Genomic DNA, 17,972 nt, shown 5'->3' on the forward strand with positions numbered 1-17,972 from the left:
ATTGCAAAGTGGTTACCGACTGCGTAGTTCAGCATAATATGCTGTCTTGGTCGTTTTAAATGGTTCTAAATAGGGTGTTAAATCGATTAACACTGACAAAAGATCGACGCCGGCTCAAAGCGTTGAATAGAGCTGCTTTTACCCCCTATTAAACCTTTCTCAGGACCAATTCGACTTAAAATCACCTTTTTTCGCTCAAAAAACAACCAACAGACAAATGATCGTAAAGGGTTGCTGAAGAAATTTGCCTTAAAAGTGTGATCTGCGTCACACTTTATCTAAAATTTCACAGTACTGTCGTTGTATGTCGAAATCAGACGATATAGATTTGCCTTGTTTTCGGAATAGTCTTAAAAAATGTAAGAAGACGTCACGGAAGATGGTTACAACTCGAAAATAAAATGGCCTGGATTTTTGACTTTCGGTGGGTCATGAACCCACACATAAGATGAAGGCGAGAAGCAGTGACATTGGTTTTACATGAAATTTTTTTTGCCATCTTTAGATTTACCAAACAGCAGCTCAATACGCAGATAATAATCTGTGATGAAGTTACGTCGCATCTCTCAGGATGGAAAAATGGGCACATCTGAATTACTAAAACATATTTACGATCTCAATTTGTCATATTTACTGCTTGCGCAGCGATTAATTAACCAGGAAAAAGCTTCTGCAATGTTTCGCCTTGGTATCGACGAGAAAATGGCGGATGCATTATCTGAATTAACGCTACCTGAAATGGTAAAAATGGCGGAAACCAATCAATTGGTTTGCCAGTTCCGTTTTACCGATAGCAGCACAATTAATCGCCTGACGCAGGAATCACGCGTGGATGATTTACAACAAATCCACACCGGCATTTTATTATCGAGCCGTTTACTGCGTAGCGCCTCTAAAGATGACGTGCCTGCTAAAAAGAGGGCGATGTGATGACTGAGAAAAGTATTGTTCAGGAAGCGCGTGATATTCAGCTCGCCATGGAGCTGATTACTCTGGGCGCGCGCTTACAGATGTTAGAAAGCGAAACCCAGCTGAGTCGTGGTCGTCTGATTAAGCTCTATAAAGAGCTGCGTGGTAGTCCGCCACCGAAAGGGATGCTGCCTTTCTCTACCGACTGGTTTATGACCTGGGAACAGAACATCCACGCTTCTATGTTCTGTAACGCCTGGAAATTTTTACTGAAAACCGGACTGTGCACCGGCGTTGATGCCGTGATTAAAGCCTACCGGTTATATCTCGAACAGTGTCCGCAATCGGACGAGGGCCCGCTGTTGGCGCTAACGCGTGCATGGACCCTGGTGCGATTCGTTGAAAGTGGCATGCTGGAACTGGCCGATTGTAAAAGCTGTAATGGCAGCTTTATTAATCATGCCCATCAGCCGGTTGGCAGCTTTGTCTGCAGCCTGTGCCAGCCGCCATCACGTGCCGTAAAAAGACGTAAACTTTCTGCAGATTCTGCCGATATGTTTCCACAACTGCTGGATGAACAGGTTAAACGCGCCGTTTAAGTTTGTTCGCACTGTGGAAGCCATCCAGCAGCGGTTAATACCGCTGCTTTTTTTTTGCTTCCGTTTTACGAATAACACCTGCGGCTCTCTGGCTTAACTTCCACCAACACGTTAAGGACGTAAGGATTTCTTGTGCTGATAATTTTAGGTTATTTGATTGTTTTAGGCTCCGTGTTGGGCGGATATGCCCTGGTGGGCGGCCATCTTGGCGCGCTTTATCAGCCGGCCGAATTATTAATGATCGGTGGTGCCGGTGCCGGTGCTTTTTTAGTGGGCAATAACGGCAAGTCGATTAAAAAAACCCTGAAAGCGTTACCTTTGTTATTTCGCGGTTCAAAATATAACAAAGCGGTTTACATGGACCTGATGGCGCTGCTCTATCGGCTGATGGCGAAATCCCGTCAGCAGGGGATGTTATCGCTGGAACGTGATATTGAAGATCCCAGCCAGAGCGAAATTTTCGCTAATTATCCGCGTATTCTTGCCGATAAACAGTTAGTGGATTTTATTACTGATTACTTGCGTCTGATGGTCAGCGGCAACATGAACGCCTTTGAGATTGAGGCGTTGATGGATGAAGAGATTGAGACCTACGAACACGAGTGTGACGTACCGGCGCAAAGTATAGCGGCAGTGGGTGATGGTCTGCCGGCATTCGGTATCGTGGCGGCGGTGATGGGCGTGGTACATGCCCTAGCTTCCGCCGATCGTCCTGCAGCGGAACTGGGTGCGCTGGTGGCTCACGCGATGGTCGGGACATTCCTCGGCATTCTGCTGGCGTATGGCTTCATTTCGCCGCTGGCGTCAGTACTGCGCCAGAAATGTGCTGAGACCACCAAGATGATGCAGTGCATCAAAGTGACGCTGCTCTCCAGCCTGAATGGCTACGCACCTCAGATTGCGGTGGAGTTTGGCCGTAAAACGCTCTATTCCGCGGAACGTCCTTCATTCAGCGAACTGGAAGAGCACGTACGTAACGCGAAGAACCCGGCTAAACAGACTTCGGATCAGACCTCATGAAGCATGGCAATCGCCCAATTGTGCTGATCAAAAAGCGCAAACATAAAGGACATGAAGGCAGCCACGGGTCGTGGAAAATTGCCTACGCCGACTTTATGACGGCGATGATGGCATTTTTTATGGTGATGTGGCTGCTTTCCATCGCTAACCCGCAGGAGCTGGTGCAGATCGCTGACTACTTTAAAACGCCGCTGAAAGTGGCGCTAACCGGTGGCCAGCGCAGCAGTGACAGCGACAGTCCGATTCCTGGCGGCGGCGACGATCCGACAAAAAAGATTGGAGAAGTCAACAAAGTGGTCGATATGGATGAGCAGAAACGCAAGCTGGACGATATTCGTCTTAATCGGCTGCGTGAAAAGCTCGACCAGCTGATTGAAGCCGATCCGCGCCTGAAAGCCTTACGCCCGCATCTCATCATCAACATGGTGGAAGAGGGGCTGCGCATTCAGATTATCGACAGCCAGAACCGACCGATGTTTAAGACCGGCAGAGCCGAGGTGGAGCCCTATATGCGCGATATCCTGCGCGCCATTGCGCCGATCCTCAACGGCATTCCCAACCGTATCAGTCTGGCCGGGCATACCGATGATTTTCAGTATGCCAGCGGTGATAAAGGCTACAGCAACTGGGAACTCTCAACCGATCGTGCCAACGCCTCGCGGCGTGAACTGGTGATTGGCGGGTTAGACAGCGGCAAAATTTTGCGGGTGTTAGGCATGGCCGACACCATGCGCCTGAAAAATCGTGGCGGGAATGATGCGGTTAACCGTCGCATCAGCCTGCTGGTGTTGAACCACGACACCGAAGCGGCAATAGAAAAAGAGAACGCAGAAAGTGATGCCGTCCAGATCAGCGATCCGGCGGCCATTGAACAAATTACCGCACCGTCAGCTCCTCAGGGCAGCGCGGTGAATACAGCAGCCCCCTCACAGCCGAGGTGATCCCCGTGAGTATGGACATCAGCGATTTTTACCAGACGTTTTTTGATGAAGCCGATGAGCTGTTAGCGGATATGGAACAACACCTGTTGGGTCTCGACCCGCAGGAACCAGATTCTGAACAGCTCAACGCCATCTTCCGCGCCGCCCACTCGATTAAGGGTGGCGCCGGAACCTTTGGTTTTACGGTATTACAGGAAACCACTCACATCCTGGAAAATATTCTGGATGGTGCTCGTCGCGGCGAGATGCAGCTCAGCACCGACATCATCAACCTGTTTTTGGAAACCAAAGATATTATGCAGGAACAGCTCGATGCTTATAAAACCGCGCAAGAGCCGAACGCGGAGAGCTTTAAATATATCTGTGAAGCGCTGCGCCAGCTGGCGTTAGAGGCCAAAGGCCTGCCGGTTGACGCGCCGGTCAGCATCGCGGCCGCCGCCAGCGCAGCACCGGCCAGCAGTGCTCTGCGAGTACAACTGATCGATCTGAAAGAGAAAGAAGTCGATCTGATGCTGGAGGAGATGAGCAATCTCGGCACCCTGACCCATGTGCAGAAGGGCAGCAATACGCTGGACGTCTGTATTGATGGCGTCGGTAAAGATGACATCGTTGCGGTGCTTTGCTTTGTGATTGATGAAGCGCAGATTCGCTTCCCTCAGGCGGACGAGAGCGCACCTGCGCCAGCGCCAGTTGAGCCGGTCGTCGCTGAAGTGCAGACCGCCAGCGTTACCGAACTACCGGTGGCCGCGGTGAAACGCGAAAGCAAACGCGCCGCGGCACCCGCTAAATCGAACGAATCCACCAGCATTCGCGTGGCGGTTGAGAAGGTCGATCAGCTGATTAACCTGGTCGGCGAGCTGGTGATTACCCAGTCGATGCTGGCGCAGCGTTCCGGTGAACTCGATCCGGTGGCGCACGGTGACCTGCTCAACAGCATGGGTCAGCTGGAGCGTAATGCCCGCGATCTGCAGGAATCGGTGATGTCGATTCGTATGATGCCAATGGAATATGTCTTCAGCCGCTTCCCGCGTCTGGTACGTGACCTGGCGAGTAAGCTCGGCAAAGAAGTGGAGCTGACGCTGCTCGGCAGCTCAACCGAACTCGATAAGAGCCTGATTGAACGCATCATCGATCCGTTAACGCACCTGGTGCGTAACAGTCTCGACCACGGTATCGAATCGCCAGATAAACGTCTGGCGGCCGGCAAAGTGGCAACCGGTAACCTGACGCTGTCGGCGGAACATCAGGGCGGTAACATCTGTATCGAAGTGTCTGATGATGGCGCCGGTCTGAACCGTGAACGTATTCTGGCGAAAGCGCTCTCATCCGGTCTGCCGGTCAGCGAAAGCATGAGCGACGAAGAGGTCGGGATGCTGATCTTCGCACCGGGCTTCTCAACGGCCGAGCAGGTAACGGACGTATCAGGCCGCGGTGTCGGCATGGATGTGGTGAAACGAAACATCCAGGAGATGGGCGGTCACGTCGAAATCGCCTCTAAGCAGGGCAAAGGCACCACCATCCGTATCCTGCTGCCACTGACGCTGGCGATTCTCGACGGCATGTCAGTGCGCGTGGCGGATGAAGTCTTTATTCTGCCGCTCAATGCGGTCATGGAATCGCTGCAGCCGCGTGCCGAAGAGCTGAAACCGCTGGCCGGTGGCGAGTGCGTGCTGGAAGTGCGCGGTGAATATCTGCCGCTGGTCGAGCTGTGGAACGTGTTTGACGTGCAGGGGGCGAAAACTGAGGCCACTCAGGGCATCGTCGTCATTCTGCAAAGCGCGGGCAAGCGTTACGCGCTGCTGGTCGATCAGCTGATTGGTCAGCATCAGGTGGTGGTGAAGAACCTGGAAAGTAACTATCGCAAAGTGCCGGGCATCTCCGCCGCCACCATTCTTGGCGATGGTAGCGTGGCGCTGATTGTCGATGTTTCAGCACTGCAATCACTGAACCGTGAAAAACGTGTGGCTGGCGCTGCCGCCTGATTGATAACGAAAGGGTAAATAACATGAATGGAATGGCAACCGTGACAAAAATCGCTGGCGAAACTGTAGGCCAGGAGTTTCTGGTCTTCACGCTGGGCGATGAAGAGTACGGCATCGATATCCTGAAAGTTCAGGAAATTCGCGGTTACGATCAGGTAACGCGTATCGCAAATACCCCTGAATTTATTCGCGGTGTCACCAACCTGCGTGGCGTGATCGTGCCGATTATCGATCTGCGGGTGAAGTTCTCCCAGCCCGATGTTGAATACAACGACAACACCGTGGTGATCGTGCTGAATCTGGAGAATCGCGTGGTCGGTATCGTGGTGGATGGCGTCTCTGATGTGCTGTCGCTGACCCAGGATCAGATCCGTCCTTCACCGGAATTCGCCGTCACCATGTCGACCGAGTACCTGACCGGTCTCGGTGCGCTGGGTGAGCGTATGTTAATTCTGGTCGATATTGAGAAGCTGCTCAGCAGCGACGAGATGGCGCTGGTGGATAACCTGCGTAGCGCGTAATCCCACCGTCACAGGCTGGTTACGTCCGGCCTGTGACAGTTGTGCCATTAAATAATTTCTTGATTTTATATCAATAAAAATTCTGCCTGACCTAATTTCCCACTATCGCCTGCCGATAATCACCTTGCTGCCTTATCACTTACATTTTTCAGGGTTAATTATGTTAACGAAAATCCGCGTTGTCACCAGCCTGTTGCTGGTATTGCTGATGTTTGGGCTGTTACAGGCCTTTTCCGGCTCCGTTTTTTATTCTGCCCTCAGCCACGACAAACAAAGTTTTGCCGTTTCGCAGCTGGCGATGCAGAACACTCAGGCGCTCAATGATGCCTATTTGAGTCTTAACCAGAGCCGGGTATTACTGACCCGCATTCAGCTGCGTTTTGCCACCAGTAAACTGGAAGGTAAAGACGCGGACGTTGCCGGACTGTTTGACGACAGCAAAGCCTTTCAGCAGGCGGCCGCCGGTTATTACAAAGTCTTCAAGGAGACGCCTGATACCCCTGGGCAAAATCTGCAGCTGAATGATCAGCTGGATCAGCGCTACAGCGCCTATGCCACGGCGCTGAATGATCTGCAGACCGCGCTGCAGGCGAACGATCTGGCGGCCGCCGCAAAAGCCCCGGTGGCGCCCAGCCAGAGTGCATTTCTGAAGCTCTATACCGACTGGCGTACCGATCAGAACCGACTGACTACGCTCGGCGTTGAAGAGAACAGCGCAGCGTACAGCCGGATGATGTGGATACTCTGCACCCTGATGGCCATTGTGGCCGCGGTGATTATTCTCTGCTGGTTTGGTCTGCGTAAGGTGCTGATTACCCCGCTGAACAGCAACATCACCCATATTCAGCACATCGCGCAGGGCGATTTAACCCAGCCGATTGTGGTTGAAGGCCGTAATGAGATGAGCCAGCTGGCGGCCAGTCTGCATGATATGCAGCAATCCCTGGTGCGCACGGTGAGTAACGTGCGCGAAGGGTCCGATGCCATTTTTACCGGTGCCAGCGAAATCTCTGCCGGCAACAATGATCTCTCTGCTCGTACTGAACAGCAGGCTGCCTCACTGGAACAGACCGCCGCCAGCATGGAGCAACTGACCGCCACGGTGAAGCAAAACGCAGACAATGCGCGTCAGGCGTCGCAGCTGGCGCTGACCGCGTCAGAAACCGCGCAGAAGGGCGGCAATGTGGTGGATGGCGTGGTCAAAACCATGCGCGACATCGCGGGCAGCTCGAAGAAAATTGCTGATATCACCAGCGTGATTGACGGCATCGCTTTCCAGACCAACATCCTGGCGCTTAACGCCGCGGTGGAAGCGGCGCGGGCTGGCGAACAGGGGCGCGGTTTTGCGGTGGTGGCAGGTGAAGTACGTAATCTGGCCCAGCGCAGCGCCCAGGCTGCCAAAGAGATCAAGGGACTGATTGAAGACTCAGTTAACCGGGTTAACACCGGCTCCCAGCTGGTGGGTACCGCCGGTGAAACCATGAGCGATATCGTCAGTGCGGTGACCCGCGTCACCGACATCATGGGCGAGATCGCCTCGGCGTCGGATGAGCAGAGTCGCGGTATTGACCAGGTGGGTCAGGCTGTCACCGAAATGGATCGGGTGACTCAGCAGAACGCCTCGCTGGTGGAAGAGTCAGCGGCGGCTGCAGCCTCACTGGAAGATCAGGCCAGCCGCCTCAGCCAGTCAGTGGCGGTATTTAAGATCCAGCGCGCGGCTGGCGGACAGACGCTGACGAAGCATCTGCCGATTGCCGCGCCGGTGACCGCTCTGGCACCGCGTAAAGCGCTGACCGCGCCGGTCAGCGATACCCACTGGGAAACCTTCTGATCGATCGCACGCCCCGTCTGCATCCAGCCGGGGCGTGCGCCTGCGCATAACCCCTCCAGCCTGACTAAAGCCAAACCCGCCTCCCGATATCGATATCATTAATTACAAAAGCCGGTTGTGGCTGAAAATTGGCTGAAACCGTTAACACATCGCGCCAGAGCGCCGATATAGCCGCTGCACCTTAATCAACCTGCAGGGGAACAAGATGTTAAAAAAAATAAAAGTGGTCACCAGTTTAATCGCAGTACTGGTGATCTTTGGCGCGCTCCAGCTGCTGTCCGGTAGCCTGTTCTGGTCGGCGCTGAATAAAGACAAAGCGGCTTTTGCGCTGTCGCAAGTTTCCAATCGCAACGTCACGGCGATGACCGACGCCTATATTGCGCTGAACAACAGTCGCACCACTCTGAATCGCGCCATGCTGCGGTTGCAGACCAGCATGGCCTCGCAGATAAACGGCGGCCAGCTTGATGACCTGATGAACAAAGCCAACGGACAATTAGCCGAGGCCGAGCGTCACTTCCGGATCTACTACAACCTGCCCGCTACGGCAGGTCTTGATGTGACGCTGCGCGACCGGCTGGAAGCAGATTACGCCAGTTACGACAACGGCCTGAAAGCGATGGTGAAAAGTCTGCAGGCGCGCGATCTGGAAGGGATGTTTAAACAGAATATCGAACAGAAACAGGTGGCGATGCAGGGCAGCTATAGTGAGTGGCGCGCCCGGCAAACCGCGCTGTCTGAACAGGGCATCGCCCAAAACCAGCAGGCCTTTAACCAGATGATGTGGCTGCTTGGGGTGATTGCCGTGTCGGTACTGGGGGTGATTGTCGCCTGCTGGTTCGGCCTGCGGCAGGTGTTAATTCAGCCGCTGCAACAGCTGCTGGCACATATCCGCTCCATCGCCTCCGGCGATCTGACTCAGCCGATCCACGTGGAAGGGCGCAATGAAATGAGCCAGCTGGCGATCGGCATCCAGGAAATGCAGCAGTCGCTGGTGATGACCGTCAGCAACGTGCGTGACGGCTCTGACGCCATCTTTACCGGTGCCAGCGAGATTGCCGCCGGCAATAACGACCTCTCCGCCCGTACCGAAGAGCAGGCCGCCTCGCTGGAGCAGACCGCTGCCAGTATGGAGCAGCTGACTGCCACCGTTAAGCAGAACGCAGACAATGCGCGTCAGGCGTCGCAGCTGGCGCTGACGGCATCAGAAACCGCGCAGCAGGGCGGCAAAGTGGTGGACGGCGTGGTCAGCACCATGAAAGAGATCGCCGGCAGTTCGAAGAAGATTGCCGACATTATCAGCGTCATTGACGGCATTGCCTTCCAGACCAACATCCTGGCGCTCAACGCCGCGGTGGAAGCGGCGCGGGCCGGTGAGCAGGGTCGCGGTTTTGCGGTGGTGGCCGGTGAAGTACGCAACCTGGCGCAGCGCAGCGCCCAGGCGGCGAAAGAGATCAAAGGGTTGATCGAGGATTCGGTGGCGCGCGTTAACAGCGGTTCGCTGCAGGTCGAAAGCGCAGGCAGCACCATGAACGACATCGTTGGCGCGGTCACCCGCGTGACCGACATCATGGGGGAGATCGCCTCTGCTTCCGATGAACAGAGCCGAGGCATCGAGCAGGTCGGTCAGGCGGTCACTGAGATGGATCGCGTCACCCAGCAGAACGCCTCGCTGGTGGAGCAATCCGCCGCCGCCGCCGCCGCTCTGGAGCAGCAGGCCAGCGTCCTGACCCAGGCCGTCTCCGTTTTCAAGGTTACCCGCGTCTGATTTTCTCTCCTCTCCTCATGGCGGCAGCGGTAAAGCCGCCGCCATGCATAAAGTTCCCTTCAGATGCGCCGATAAACAGAAGCGAATCGCTAACCAATGAGGTGTGTATGTTTAGTCGTGTACGTGTTGTTACCGGTCTGCTGTGCGTGCTGGCGCTGTTTGCGCTGCTGCAGCTGTTTTCCGGCGGAATGTTTTTCAAAACCGTCAGTTCAGATAAAGAGAATTTTGCCTATAACCAGCGGCTGAATACGCTGCAACAGGCGATGGGCACCTCATGGGTTTCGCTGGTTCAGGCGCGCAACACCCTTAACCGCGCCGGTATCCGTTTTCTGCAGGATGCACAGATGTCCGGATCGGGCGCCACGGTGAAAGATCTGGTGGCTCTGGCGGGTGAGGAGCTGAAACAGGCTGAGCTGGGCTATCAAACCTTCAACGCTAACCTGTCAGAAAAAGGCAAAAATGCCGACAACGTCAAAACGCTGCAGGCAAATTATCAGGCCTATCACGACGCACTGGCCGAACTGATGGTGTTCTTAAACAGCGGCAACTTTAAAGGCTTTGTTGACCAGCCAACACAGAGCTATCAGGACAAATTCCAGAAAGATTACAACGCCTGGCTGGAATACAACCAGGTGCTGGCGAAGCAGGGTGTGGATGCCAATGAAAAGGCTTATAGCCGCTCCATCACCATCGTGGTCGCGACGCTGGCCGTGACACTGCTGATGATTATTCTGGTGTGGAACGTGATGCGCCGTGTGCTGATCCGCCCGCTGCGTCAGAGCATCGAGCATATCCAGCATATTGCGCGCGGCGACCTGACTCAGCCCATCGATCTCTCGGTGCGTAACGAAATCGGCGAGTTGCTGGCTTCATTGCAGAACATGCAGCAGGAGCTGGCGCGCACCGTTCGTAGCGTGCGCGACGGATCGGACGCGATCTATACCGGCGCGAGCGAAATCGCTATCGGTAACAACGACCTCTCCTCACGAACCGAACAGCAGGCCGCCTCACTGGAGCAGACCGCTGCCAGTATGGAGCAGCTGACCGCCACCGTGAAGCAGAACGCTGAGAACGCCCGTCAGGCCTCCAAGCTGGCGCTCAGCGCCTCTGAAACCGCGCAGCAGGGCGGCAAAGTGGTAGATGGCGTCGTGACCACCATGAAAGAGATTGCTGGCAGCTCGAAGAAGATTGCCGATATCACCAGCGTCATTGATGGCATCGCCTTCCAGACCAATATCCTGGCGCTGAACGCCGCGGTGGAAGCTGCCCGTGCCGGTGAACAGGGCCGCGGTTTTGCGGTGGTGGCGGGTGAAGTGCGCAGCCTGGCACAGCGCAGCGCCCAGGCGGCCAAAGAGATCAAAGGTCTGATTGAAGACTCGGTCAGCCGCGTCAATACCGGCTCGGTGCTGGTAGAGAGCGCAGGCGACACCATGAGCAACATCGTCAGTGCGGTCACGCGCGTCACCGACATTATGGGCGAAATCGCCTCAGCGTCGGATGAGCAGAGCCGTGGCATTGATCAGGTCGGTCTGGCGGTGACTGAGATGGATCGCGTTACCCAACAGAACGCCTCGCTGGTGGAAGAGTCCGCTGCCGCCGCTGCCGCGCTGGAAGATCAGGCCAGCCATTTAAAACAAGCAGTCTCAGTGTTCAATATTGGTAAAGAATTTGTCGCCCAGGCCGTTAACAAGACAACGGCGACAAAAAACCTTGAGCTGGATGCGCCGTTAACCGTTGCCCGTCAGTCTGCGTCACGCAGCGACGACAACTGGGAAACCTTTTAATCGCCTGGAAGGCCCGACCGCAGTCTGGCGGTCGGGCATCGCAGCAGAAAGTTAATGTGTTTTAGTTCAGGCCAGGTGCAGAAATGAAAAAATCGACGTTCGAGCAAAATGAGACGACAACGCTGCTGTCGCAAATGGTCCAGCGCTTACCGCTCTCGGATACGCATTTCCGGCGTATCAGCCAGCTGATCTATCAACGTGCCGGTATCGTGCTGGCCGATCACAAGCGCGAAATGGTTTACAACCGTCTGGTACGTCGTCTGCGCACGCTGAATATCGATGATTTTGGTCGTTACCTGGCGCTGCTGGAACACGATCCAAACAGTGCGGAATGGCAAGCGTTTATCAATGCGCTCACCACCAACCTGACCGCGTTTTTCCGCGAGGCGCACCACTTTCCGATCCTCGCGGAGCATGCGCGTAAACGTCAGGGCAATTTCAGCGTCTGGAGTACTGCCGCGTCTACCGGTGAAGAGCCTTACTCGATTGCCATGACGCTGGCCGAAACGCTGGGGACCGGACCGGGTAAGTTCCAGGTCCACGCCAGTGACATCGACACCCAGGTGCTGGAAAAAGCGGTGGCGGGCGTCTACCGGCAGGAAGAGCTGCGTACGCTGTCACCGGCGCAACTGCAACGCTTCTTCCTGCGCGGCACCGGTCCACATGCTGGCATGGTGCGGGTACGTTCTGAACTGGCCAGCATGGTCAGTTATGCCCAGCTTAATCTGCTGGCCAATGACTGGGCGCTGCCTGGCCAGTTTGACGCCATTTTCTGCCGCAATGTGATGATCTATTTCGATAAAGAGACGCAGGAGAAAATTCTGCGTCGGTTTGTTCCCTTGCTGAAGCCGGGCGGCATTCTGTTTGCCGGTCACTCAGAAAACTTCAGTCAGATCAGTAAAGAGTTCTGGCTGCGTGGGCAAACCGTCTATGGACTGACGAAGGAAAGATGATGAGCAAAATCACCGTGATGTGCGTAGATGACTCTGCGCTGATGCGGCAACTGATGACGGAAATCATCAATAGCCATCCGGATATGGAGATGGTCGCAACCGCGCCCGATCCATTAGTCGCCCGCGATCTGATTAAGCAGTTTAATCCGCAGGTGCTGACGCTGGATGTGGAAATGCCGCGCATGGATGGCCTCGACTTCCTCGAAAAACTGATGCGTTTACGGCCGATGCCGGTGGTGATGGTCTCATCGCTGACCGGTAAAGGCTCGGAAATTACCCTGCGGGCGCTGGAGCTGGGTGCGGTGGACTTTGTCACCAAACCACAACTCGGGATTCGTGAAGGGATGCTGGCCTACAGCCAGATGATTGGTGACAAAATTCGTGCCGCAGCCCGTGCCCGTCTGCATAACCGGACGGCGATGCCGGTGCCGGTGACGCTGAAGGCGGGTCCGCTGCTGAGTAGCGAGAAGCTGATTGCGATTGGCTCCTCCACCGGCGGCACCGAGGCGATTCGACATGTGCTGCAGCCGCTGCCAGCCACCAGCCCGGCGCTGCTGATTACCCAGCATATGCCGCCAGGCTTTACCCGCTCTTTTGCTGAGCGGCTGAACAAGCTGTGTCAGATCACAGTGAAAGAGGCCGAAGACGGCGAGCGAATTCTGCCGGGACACGCCTACATTGCGCCGGGTGCGATGCACATGGAGCTGGGCCGTAGCGGTGCCAACTACGTGGTGAAACTGAACGAAGGACCACCAGTCAACCGGCACAAACCCTCTGTGGATGTGCTGTTTAAATCGGTGGCGATCAACGCCGGGCGCAATGCGGTCGGGGTGATCCTGACTGGCATGGGCAACGACGGGGCCGCCGGGATGCTGGAAATGCATCGGGCAGGCGCCTGGACCATTGCCCAGAACGAAGCCAGTTGTGTGGTATTTGGCATGCCGCGTGAGGCAATCGCCACAGGCGGTGTGAGTGAAGTCGTGGATTTAAGCAACATCAGCCAGCACATGCTGGCGAAAATTAGCGCCGGACAGGCATTGCGTATTTAACAGGCCCGTCCTGCCGGGCGAGATAACACAGGAGTAGATATGGCTGATAAAAACATGCGCTTTTTGGTAGTAGACGACTTCAATACGATGCGTCGTATTGTGCGTAACCTGCTGAAAGAGCTGGGCTTCAACAACGTTGAAGAAGCAGAAGATGGCGTCGATGCGCTCTCAAAGCTGAAAGCGGGTGGTTTTGACTTCGTCATTTCCGACTGGAACATGCCGAACATGGATGGCCTGCAGCTGCTGCAAACCATCCGTGCCGATGCCGCAATGAGCAGCATGCCGGTACTGATGGTCACCGCGGAAGCGAAGAAAGAGAACATTATCGCTGCCGCTCAGGCTGGCGCCAGCGGATATGTCGTGAAACCGTTCACGGCGGCGACGCTGGAAGAAAAGCTGGGCAAAATTTTCGAAAAACTGGGCATGTAAGGAGATGTGATGAGCGACCTTCCGAAACCAACTGAGGATGCCTCGGCACACGACATCATTACCCGCATCGGCTCTCTGACGCGTATGCTGCGCGACAGCCTGCGCGAGCTGGGGCTGGATCAGGCAATTGCTGATGCGGCTGAAGCCATTCCCGATGCCCGCGATCGTCTGGATTATGTGGTGCAGATGACGGCGCAGGCCGCCGACCGTGCGCTGAACTGCGTTGAAGCGGCACAACCGCATCAGGATAAGATGGAAGCCGGGGCAACCCAGCTGAAAGGGCGTTGGGACCAATGGTTTGAAAACCCAATTGAACTGGCCGATGCGCGTGAGTTGGTGACGGATACTCGCGAATTTCTTGCTGCCGTGCCGGATCATACGTCCTTTACCAACAAGCAGCTGCTTGAAATCATGATGGCGCAGGATTTCCAGGACCTGACCGGTCAGGTGATCAAGCGCATGATGGATGTGATCCAGGAGATTGAGCGCCAGCTGTTAATGGTGCTGCTGGAGAACATGCCGGAAGTCAGTGCCGAGAAACGTCAGGAAGGCACCAGCCTGCTGAACGGTCCGCAGATCCACGCCGATGCACCTGGCGTGGTCGCGAACCAGGATCAGGTTGATGACCTGCTGGACAGCTTAGGGTTTTAATCCGCAGAAGCCAGCCTGCGGGCTGGCAACACGGCTGCACCATTCTCTCGCAGGTCCACCAGACGGTGGGCCCGCTCTGCTTTACCCGACTCATCCGCCAAAGAACGCCTGTTTTTCCCGTCTTATCTGCGCTTTAACCCCGCTCAAATTTGGCATTCTATGCTCAGAATTCCTGCCAACCGAGGTTTGTCGTGGCTGAAGAGAGCGACGAGGACAAAACAGAATCGCCCACCGCGCACCGGCTTGAAAAAGCGCGTGAGGATGGGCAGATCCCGCGATCGCGCGAGCTGACCTCATTACTGATGCTGCTGGCTGGCATCATGATTCTGTGGATGGGCGGCACCATGATGGCGCATCGGCTGGCCAGCATGGTCGCCACCGGTTTGCGTTTCGATCACGGCATGGTGACCGACGATAAGATTATCATCAGCCACATCGGCAGCCTGATTGGTCAGGCACTGATGGCGCTGCTGCCGCTGATGGGTGGACTGGTGCTGGTCGCGATTGCTGCGCCGATGCTGCTGGGCGGCATTGTGATCAGCGGCAAGTCGATCAAGGTCGACTTCACCAAGCTCAGTCCGATGGCCGGTTTCAAGCGCATGTTTGCCGCACAGGCCTGGACCGAACTGTTCAAAGGCATTCTCAAGACCGTGCTGGTGGGCGCGGTTGGCTGCTGGTACATCTATGCTCACTGGCCGGAGATGCTGCGTCTGATCAGCGAATCCCCGATCACCGCTCTGATACATGGCATGGATATGATCGCCATCTGCTGCACCCTGGTGATGCTGGGGCTGGTGCCGATGGTGGGTTACGACGTTTTCTGGCAGCTCTACAGCTATTACAAAAAGCTGCGCATGTCGCGTCAGGAAATCCGCGATGAGCACAAGCAGCAGGAGGGCGATCCGCACGTTAAAGGGCGTATTCGCCAGCAGATGCGCGCTGCCGCCCGCCGCCGCATGATGGCCGATGTGCCCAAGGCCGACGTCATCGTGACTAACCCGACGCACTATTCGGTGGCGCTGCAGTACAACGAGAAGAAGATGAGTGCGCCAAAGGTGATTGCCAAGGGCGCGGGCGAAATTGCCCTGCGAATTCGTGAACTGGGCGCGGAACACCGCATCCCGGTTCTGGAAGCACCGCCGCTGGCGCGTGCGTTATACCGACACACTGAAATTGGACAGCACATCCCCGGTGCGCTCTATGCGGCGGTGGCGGAAGTGCTGGCATGGGTCTGGCAGTCACGCCGCTGGAAGCGCGAAGGCGGCCTGATCCCAACCAAACCGAAAAACCTGCCGGTCCCGGCAGAGATGGACTTTGCAGGAGAGAGCAAAAACGATGGCTAATAACCTGGCCGCAAAACTACGTTTACCGGGCAACTTTAAAGATATGCAGTGGCAGGTACTGGCGGGTCCGGTGCTGATCCTGATGATCCTGTCGATGATGGTGCTGCCGTTACCGCCATTCATCCTCGATCTGCTGTTCACCTTTAACATTGCGCTGTCGATCATGGTCCTGCTGGTGGCGATGTTCACCCAGCGTACGCTGGAATTTGCGGCATTCCCGACCATTCTGCTGTTCTCCACCTTGCTGCGTCTGGCGCTGAACGTCGCCTCAACCCGTATCATTCTGATGGAAGGGCATACCGGGGCGGCGGCGGCTGGCCAGGTGGTTGAGGCCTTTGGGCACTTCCTGGTCGGCGGCAACTTCGCCATCGGTATCGTGGTGTTTATCATCCTGGTGATCATCAACTTTATGGTCATCACCAAGGGTGCGGGCCGTATCGCAGAAGTGGGCGCGCGCTTTGTGCTTGACGGGATGCCCGGTAAGCAGATGGCGATCGACGCCGACCTCAACGCCGGTTTGATTGGCGAGGATGAAGCCAAACGTCGCCGTTCCGAAGTCACCCAGGAAGCGGACTTTTACGGTTCCATGGACGGTGCCAGTAAGTTCGTTCGCGGCGATGCTATCGCCGGTATCATGATCATGGTGATCAACGTGATCGGTGGCCTGCTGGTCGGCGTGGTGCAACACGGCATGGGCGTGGGACACGCAGCCGAAACCTATACTCTGCTGACCATCGGTGACGGTCTGGTCGCACAGATCCCGGCGCTGGTGATCTCAACCGCAGCGGGCGTTATCGTGACGCGTGTGGCGACCGATCAGGACGTTGGCGAGCAGATGGTGACCCAGCTGTTCAAAGATCCGCGGGTGCTGATGCTGAGCGCCGGTGTCATCGGCCTGCTGGGGCTGGTGCCGGGTATGCCAAACTTCGTTTTCCTGCTGTTTACCGCGGCCTTACTCGGTCTGGCCTGGTGGCTGCGCGGGCGTGAAACGCAGCCGAACAAAAAGTCAGAAGCGGCGCCGGGCAGCATCACCAAAGCCCCGGATACGCCCGCCACCGCCGAAGCGTCGTGGACCGATGTCCAGCTGGAAGACACGCTGGGAATGGAAGTGGGTTACCGGCTGATTCCGATGGTCGATCATCTGCAAAATGGCGAACTGCTGGGCCGCATCCGCAGTATCCGTAAAAAAGTGGCGCAGGACGTTGGCTTCCTGCCGCCGGTGGTCCATATCCGTGACAACATGGAACTGCCGCCGGCGCGCTACCGTATTCTGATGAAAGGGGTCGAAATCGGTAGCGGCGATGCCTATCCTGGCCGCTGGATGGCGATCAACCCAGGCACGGCGGCAGGCAGTCTGCCGGGTGAAGCCACCGTCGATCCGGCGTTTGGGCTGGCGGCGGTCTGGATTGACAGCGCGCTGAAAGAGCAGGCGCAGATTCAGGGCTTTACCGTAGTGGAAGCGAGTACTGTGGTGGCCACCCACCTTAACCATCTGATTGGGCAATTCGCAAGCGAGTTGTTTGGCCGTCAGGAAGCGCAGCAGCTGCTGGATCGCGTCACCCAGGAGATGCCGAAGCTGACCGAAGACCTGGTGCCGGGCGTGATTTCGCTGACCACGCTGCACAAGGTGCTGCAGAATCTGCTGGTGGAGCGGGTATCCATTCGCGATATGCGCACCATCATCGAAACGCTGGCGGAACACGCGCCAGTGCAAAGCGATCCTCAGGAGCTGACCAGCGTGGTGCGCGTGGCGCTGGGCCGTGCCATTACTCAGCAGTGGTTCCCGGGCAATGATGAAGTGCAGGTGATCGGGCTGGATTCCACACTGGAACGCTTGTTGTTACAGGCGTTACAGGGCGGCGGCGGACTGGAACCGGGTCTGGCCGACCGGCTGCTGAGCCAGGCGCAGGCAGCGCTGCAGCGCCAGGAGATGCTCGGCGCACCGCCGGTGCTGCTGGTGAATCATCCGCTGCGTGCGTTACTGGCGCGCTTCCTGCGCCGCAATCTGCCGCAACTGGTAGTGCTGTCGAATCTGGAACTGAGCGATAACCGCCAGATTCGGATGACCGCCACCATCGGAGGCAAATAATGCGCTGGACGCTGGCACTGCTGCTGATACTTCCGCTACTGACCTCGGCGGCCGGTGGGGCGTGGCAGGCCAGCGCCAGTGGTCCGCTGCTGGCGAACCGCGG

Annotated in this window: 15 protein-coding genes; all 15 read left to right on the plus strand. The window is 56.3% G+C overall.

Going from position 1 to position 17,972, the window contains the following annotated elements:
* Window positions 1–579 precede the first annotated feature (579 nt).
* The 15 genes from flhD to flhA all read left to right on the plus strand — a co-directional run bounded on the left by flhD (window position 580) and on the right by flhA (window position 17,869).
* Window positions 580–930, plus strand: a complete 351-nt coding sequence (flhD, locus tag HA41_RS13650) for a flagellar transcriptional regulator FlhD (protein ID WP_094121230.1) — start codon at window positions 580–582, stop codon at window positions 928–930.
* The gene (flhC, locus tag HA41_RS13655) at window positions 930–1,508 is read left to right on the plus strand and encodes a flagellar transcriptional regulator FlhC (RefSeq protein ID WP_094121231.1); all 579 of its coding nucleotides are present in this window, start codon (window positions 930–932) and stop codon (window positions 1,506–1,508) included. Before flhD ends, flhC begins: the two co-directional genes overlap by 1 nt.
* A gap of 132 nt (window positions 1,509–1,640) precedes the next feature.
* Entirely contained in the window at window positions 1,641–2,528 is an 888-nt protein-coding gene (gene motA, locus HA41_RS13660) for a flagellar motor stator protein MotA (RefSeq protein WP_094121232.1), read from the plus strand.
* Window positions 2,525–3,469, plus strand: a complete 945-nt coding sequence (gene motB / locus HA41_RS13665; RefSeq protein WP_094121233.1) for a flagellar motor protein MotB — start codon at window positions 2,525–2,527, stop codon at window positions 3,467–3,469. Before motA ends, motB begins: the two co-directional genes overlap by 4 nt.
* An 11-nt stretch (window positions 3,470–3,480) precedes the next feature.
* Window positions 3,481–5,451 carry a chemotaxis protein CheA gene (gene cheA, locus HA41_RS13670; protein WP_208612763.1) on the plus strand — a complete coding sequence of 657 codons (1,971 nt, stop codon included), beginning with the start codon at window positions 3,481–3,483 and terminating at the stop codon, window positions 5,449–5,451.
* Between the two features lie 23 nt (window positions 5,452–5,474).
* Window positions 5,475–5,972, plus strand: coding sequence for a chemotaxis protein CheW (gene cheW, locus HA41_RS13675; protein ID WP_031376437.1), 498 nt, complete (start codon window positions 5,475–5,477; stop codon window positions 5,970–5,972).
* 160 nt (window positions 5,973–6,132) lie between these two features.
* Complete coding sequence (locus tag HA41_RS13680; RefSeq protein WP_094121235.1) at window positions 6,133–7,803, plus strand: methyl-accepting chemotaxis protein; 1,671 nt, start codon at window positions 6,133–6,135, stop codon at window positions 7,801–7,803.
* A 205-nt stretch (window positions 7,804–8,008) separates the two neighbouring features.
* Window positions 8,009–9,571: a methyl-accepting chemotaxis protein gene (locus HA41_RS13685; RefSeq protein ID WP_094121236.1), complete on the plus strand. Its 1,563-nt coding sequence runs from the start codon at window positions 8,009–8,011 to the stop codon at window positions 9,569–9,571.
* Window positions 9,572–9,678: 107 nt separating this feature from the next.
* A complete protein-coding gene (locus HA41_RS13690) occupies window positions 9,679–11,355 on the plus strand; it encodes a methyl-accepting chemotaxis protein (protein ID WP_094121237.1) in 1,677 nt (558 codons plus the stop codon).
* An 83-nt stretch (window positions 11,356–11,438) separates the two neighbouring features.
* Window positions 11,439–12,308, plus strand: a complete 870-nt coding sequence (gene cheR, locus HA41_RS13695; RefSeq protein ID WP_094121238.1) for a protein-glutamate O-methyltransferase CheR — start codon at window positions 11,439–11,441, stop codon at window positions 12,306–12,308.
* Window positions 12,308–13,357 (plus strand): protein-glutamate methylesterase/protein-glutamine glutaminase, encoded by a 1,050-nt coding sequence (locus HA41_RS13700; protein ID WP_094121239.1) that lies wholly within the window; start codon window positions 12,308–12,310, stop codon window positions 13,355–13,357. The genes cheR and HA41_RS13700 overlap by 1 nt, the downstream gene beginning before the upstream one ends.
* A 39-nt stretch (window positions 13,358–13,396) precedes the next feature.
* The gene (gene cheY, locus HA41_RS13705; protein WP_094121240.1) at window positions 13,397–13,786 is read left to right on the plus strand and encodes a chemotaxis response regulator CheY; all 390 of its coding nucleotides are present in this window, start codon (window positions 13,397–13,399) and stop codon (window positions 13,784–13,786) included.
* A gap of 9 nt (window positions 13,787–13,795) precedes the next feature.
* Window positions 13,796–14,437 (plus strand): protein phosphatase CheZ, encoded by a 642-nt coding sequence (gene cheZ / locus HA41_RS13710; RefSeq protein ID WP_094121241.1) that lies wholly within the window; start codon window positions 13,796–13,798, stop codon window positions 14,435–14,437.
* A gap of 191 nt (window positions 14,438–14,628) precedes the next feature.
* A complete protein-coding gene (flhB, locus tag HA41_RS13715) occupies window positions 14,629–15,780 on the plus strand; it encodes a flagellar biosynthesis protein FlhB (RefSeq protein WP_094121242.1) in 1,152 nt (383 codons plus the stop codon).
* Window positions 15,773–17,869, plus strand: coding sequence for a flagellar biosynthesis protein FlhA (flhA, locus tag HA41_RS13720; RefSeq protein WP_094121243.1), 2,097 nt, complete (start codon window positions 15,773–15,775; stop codon window positions 17,867–17,869). The genes flhB and flhA overlap by 8 nt, the downstream gene beginning before the upstream one ends.
* Window positions 17,870–17,972: the final 103 nt, after the last annotated feature.

The sequence above is a fragment of the Pantoea conspicua genome (assembly GCF_002095315.1).
GTDB lineage: Bacteria > Pseudomonadota > Gammaproteobacteria > Enterobacterales > Enterobacteriaceae > Pantoea > Pantoea conspicua.

Coding starts and splice junctions, on each gene's coding strand:
- flhD (WP_094121230.1), top strand. CDS start 580: ATGGGCACATCTGAATTACTAAAACATATTTACGATCTCAATTTGTCA.
- flhC (WP_094121231.1), top strand. CDS start 930: ATGACTGAGAAAAGTATTGTTCAGGAAGCGCGTGATATTCAGCTCGCC.
- motB (WP_094121233.1), top strand. CDS start 2,525: ATGAAGCATGGCAATCGCCCAATTGTGCTGATCAAAAAGCGCAAACAT.
- cheA (WP_208612763.1), top strand. CDS start 3,481: ATGGACATCAGCGATTTTTACCAGACGTTTTTTGATGAAGCCGATGAG.
- cheW (WP_031376437.1), top strand. CDS start 5,475: ATGAATGGAATGGCAACCGTGACAAAAATCGCTGGCGAAACTGTAGGC.
- HA41_RS13680 (WP_094121235.1), top strand. CDS start 6,133: ATGTTAACGAAAATCCGCGTTGTCACCAGCCTGTTGCTGGTATTGCTG.
- HA41_RS13685 (WP_094121236.1), top strand. CDS start 8,009: ATGTTAAAAAAAATAAAAGTGGTCACCAGTTTAATCGCAGTACTGGTG.
- HA41_RS13690 (WP_094121237.1), top strand. CDS start 9,679: ATGTTTAGTCGTGTACGTGTTGTTACCGGTCTGCTGTGCGTGCTGGCG.
- cheR (WP_094121238.1), top strand. CDS start 11,439: ATGAAAAAATCGACGTTCGAGCAAAATGAGACGACAACGCTGCTGTCG.
- HA41_RS13700 (WP_094121239.1), top strand. CDS start 12,308: ATGAGCAAAATCACCGTGATGTGCGTAGATGACTCTGCGCTGATGCGG.
- cheY (WP_094121240.1), top strand. CDS start 13,397: ATGGCTGATAAAAACATGCGCTTTTTGGTAGTAGACGACTTCAATACG.
- cheZ (WP_094121241.1), top strand. CDS start 13,796: ATGAGCGACCTTCCGAAACCAACTGAGGATGCCTCGGCACACGACATC.
- flhA (WP_094121243.1), top strand. CDS start 15,773: ATGGCTAATAACCTGGCCGCAAAACTACGTTTACCGGGCAACTTTAAA.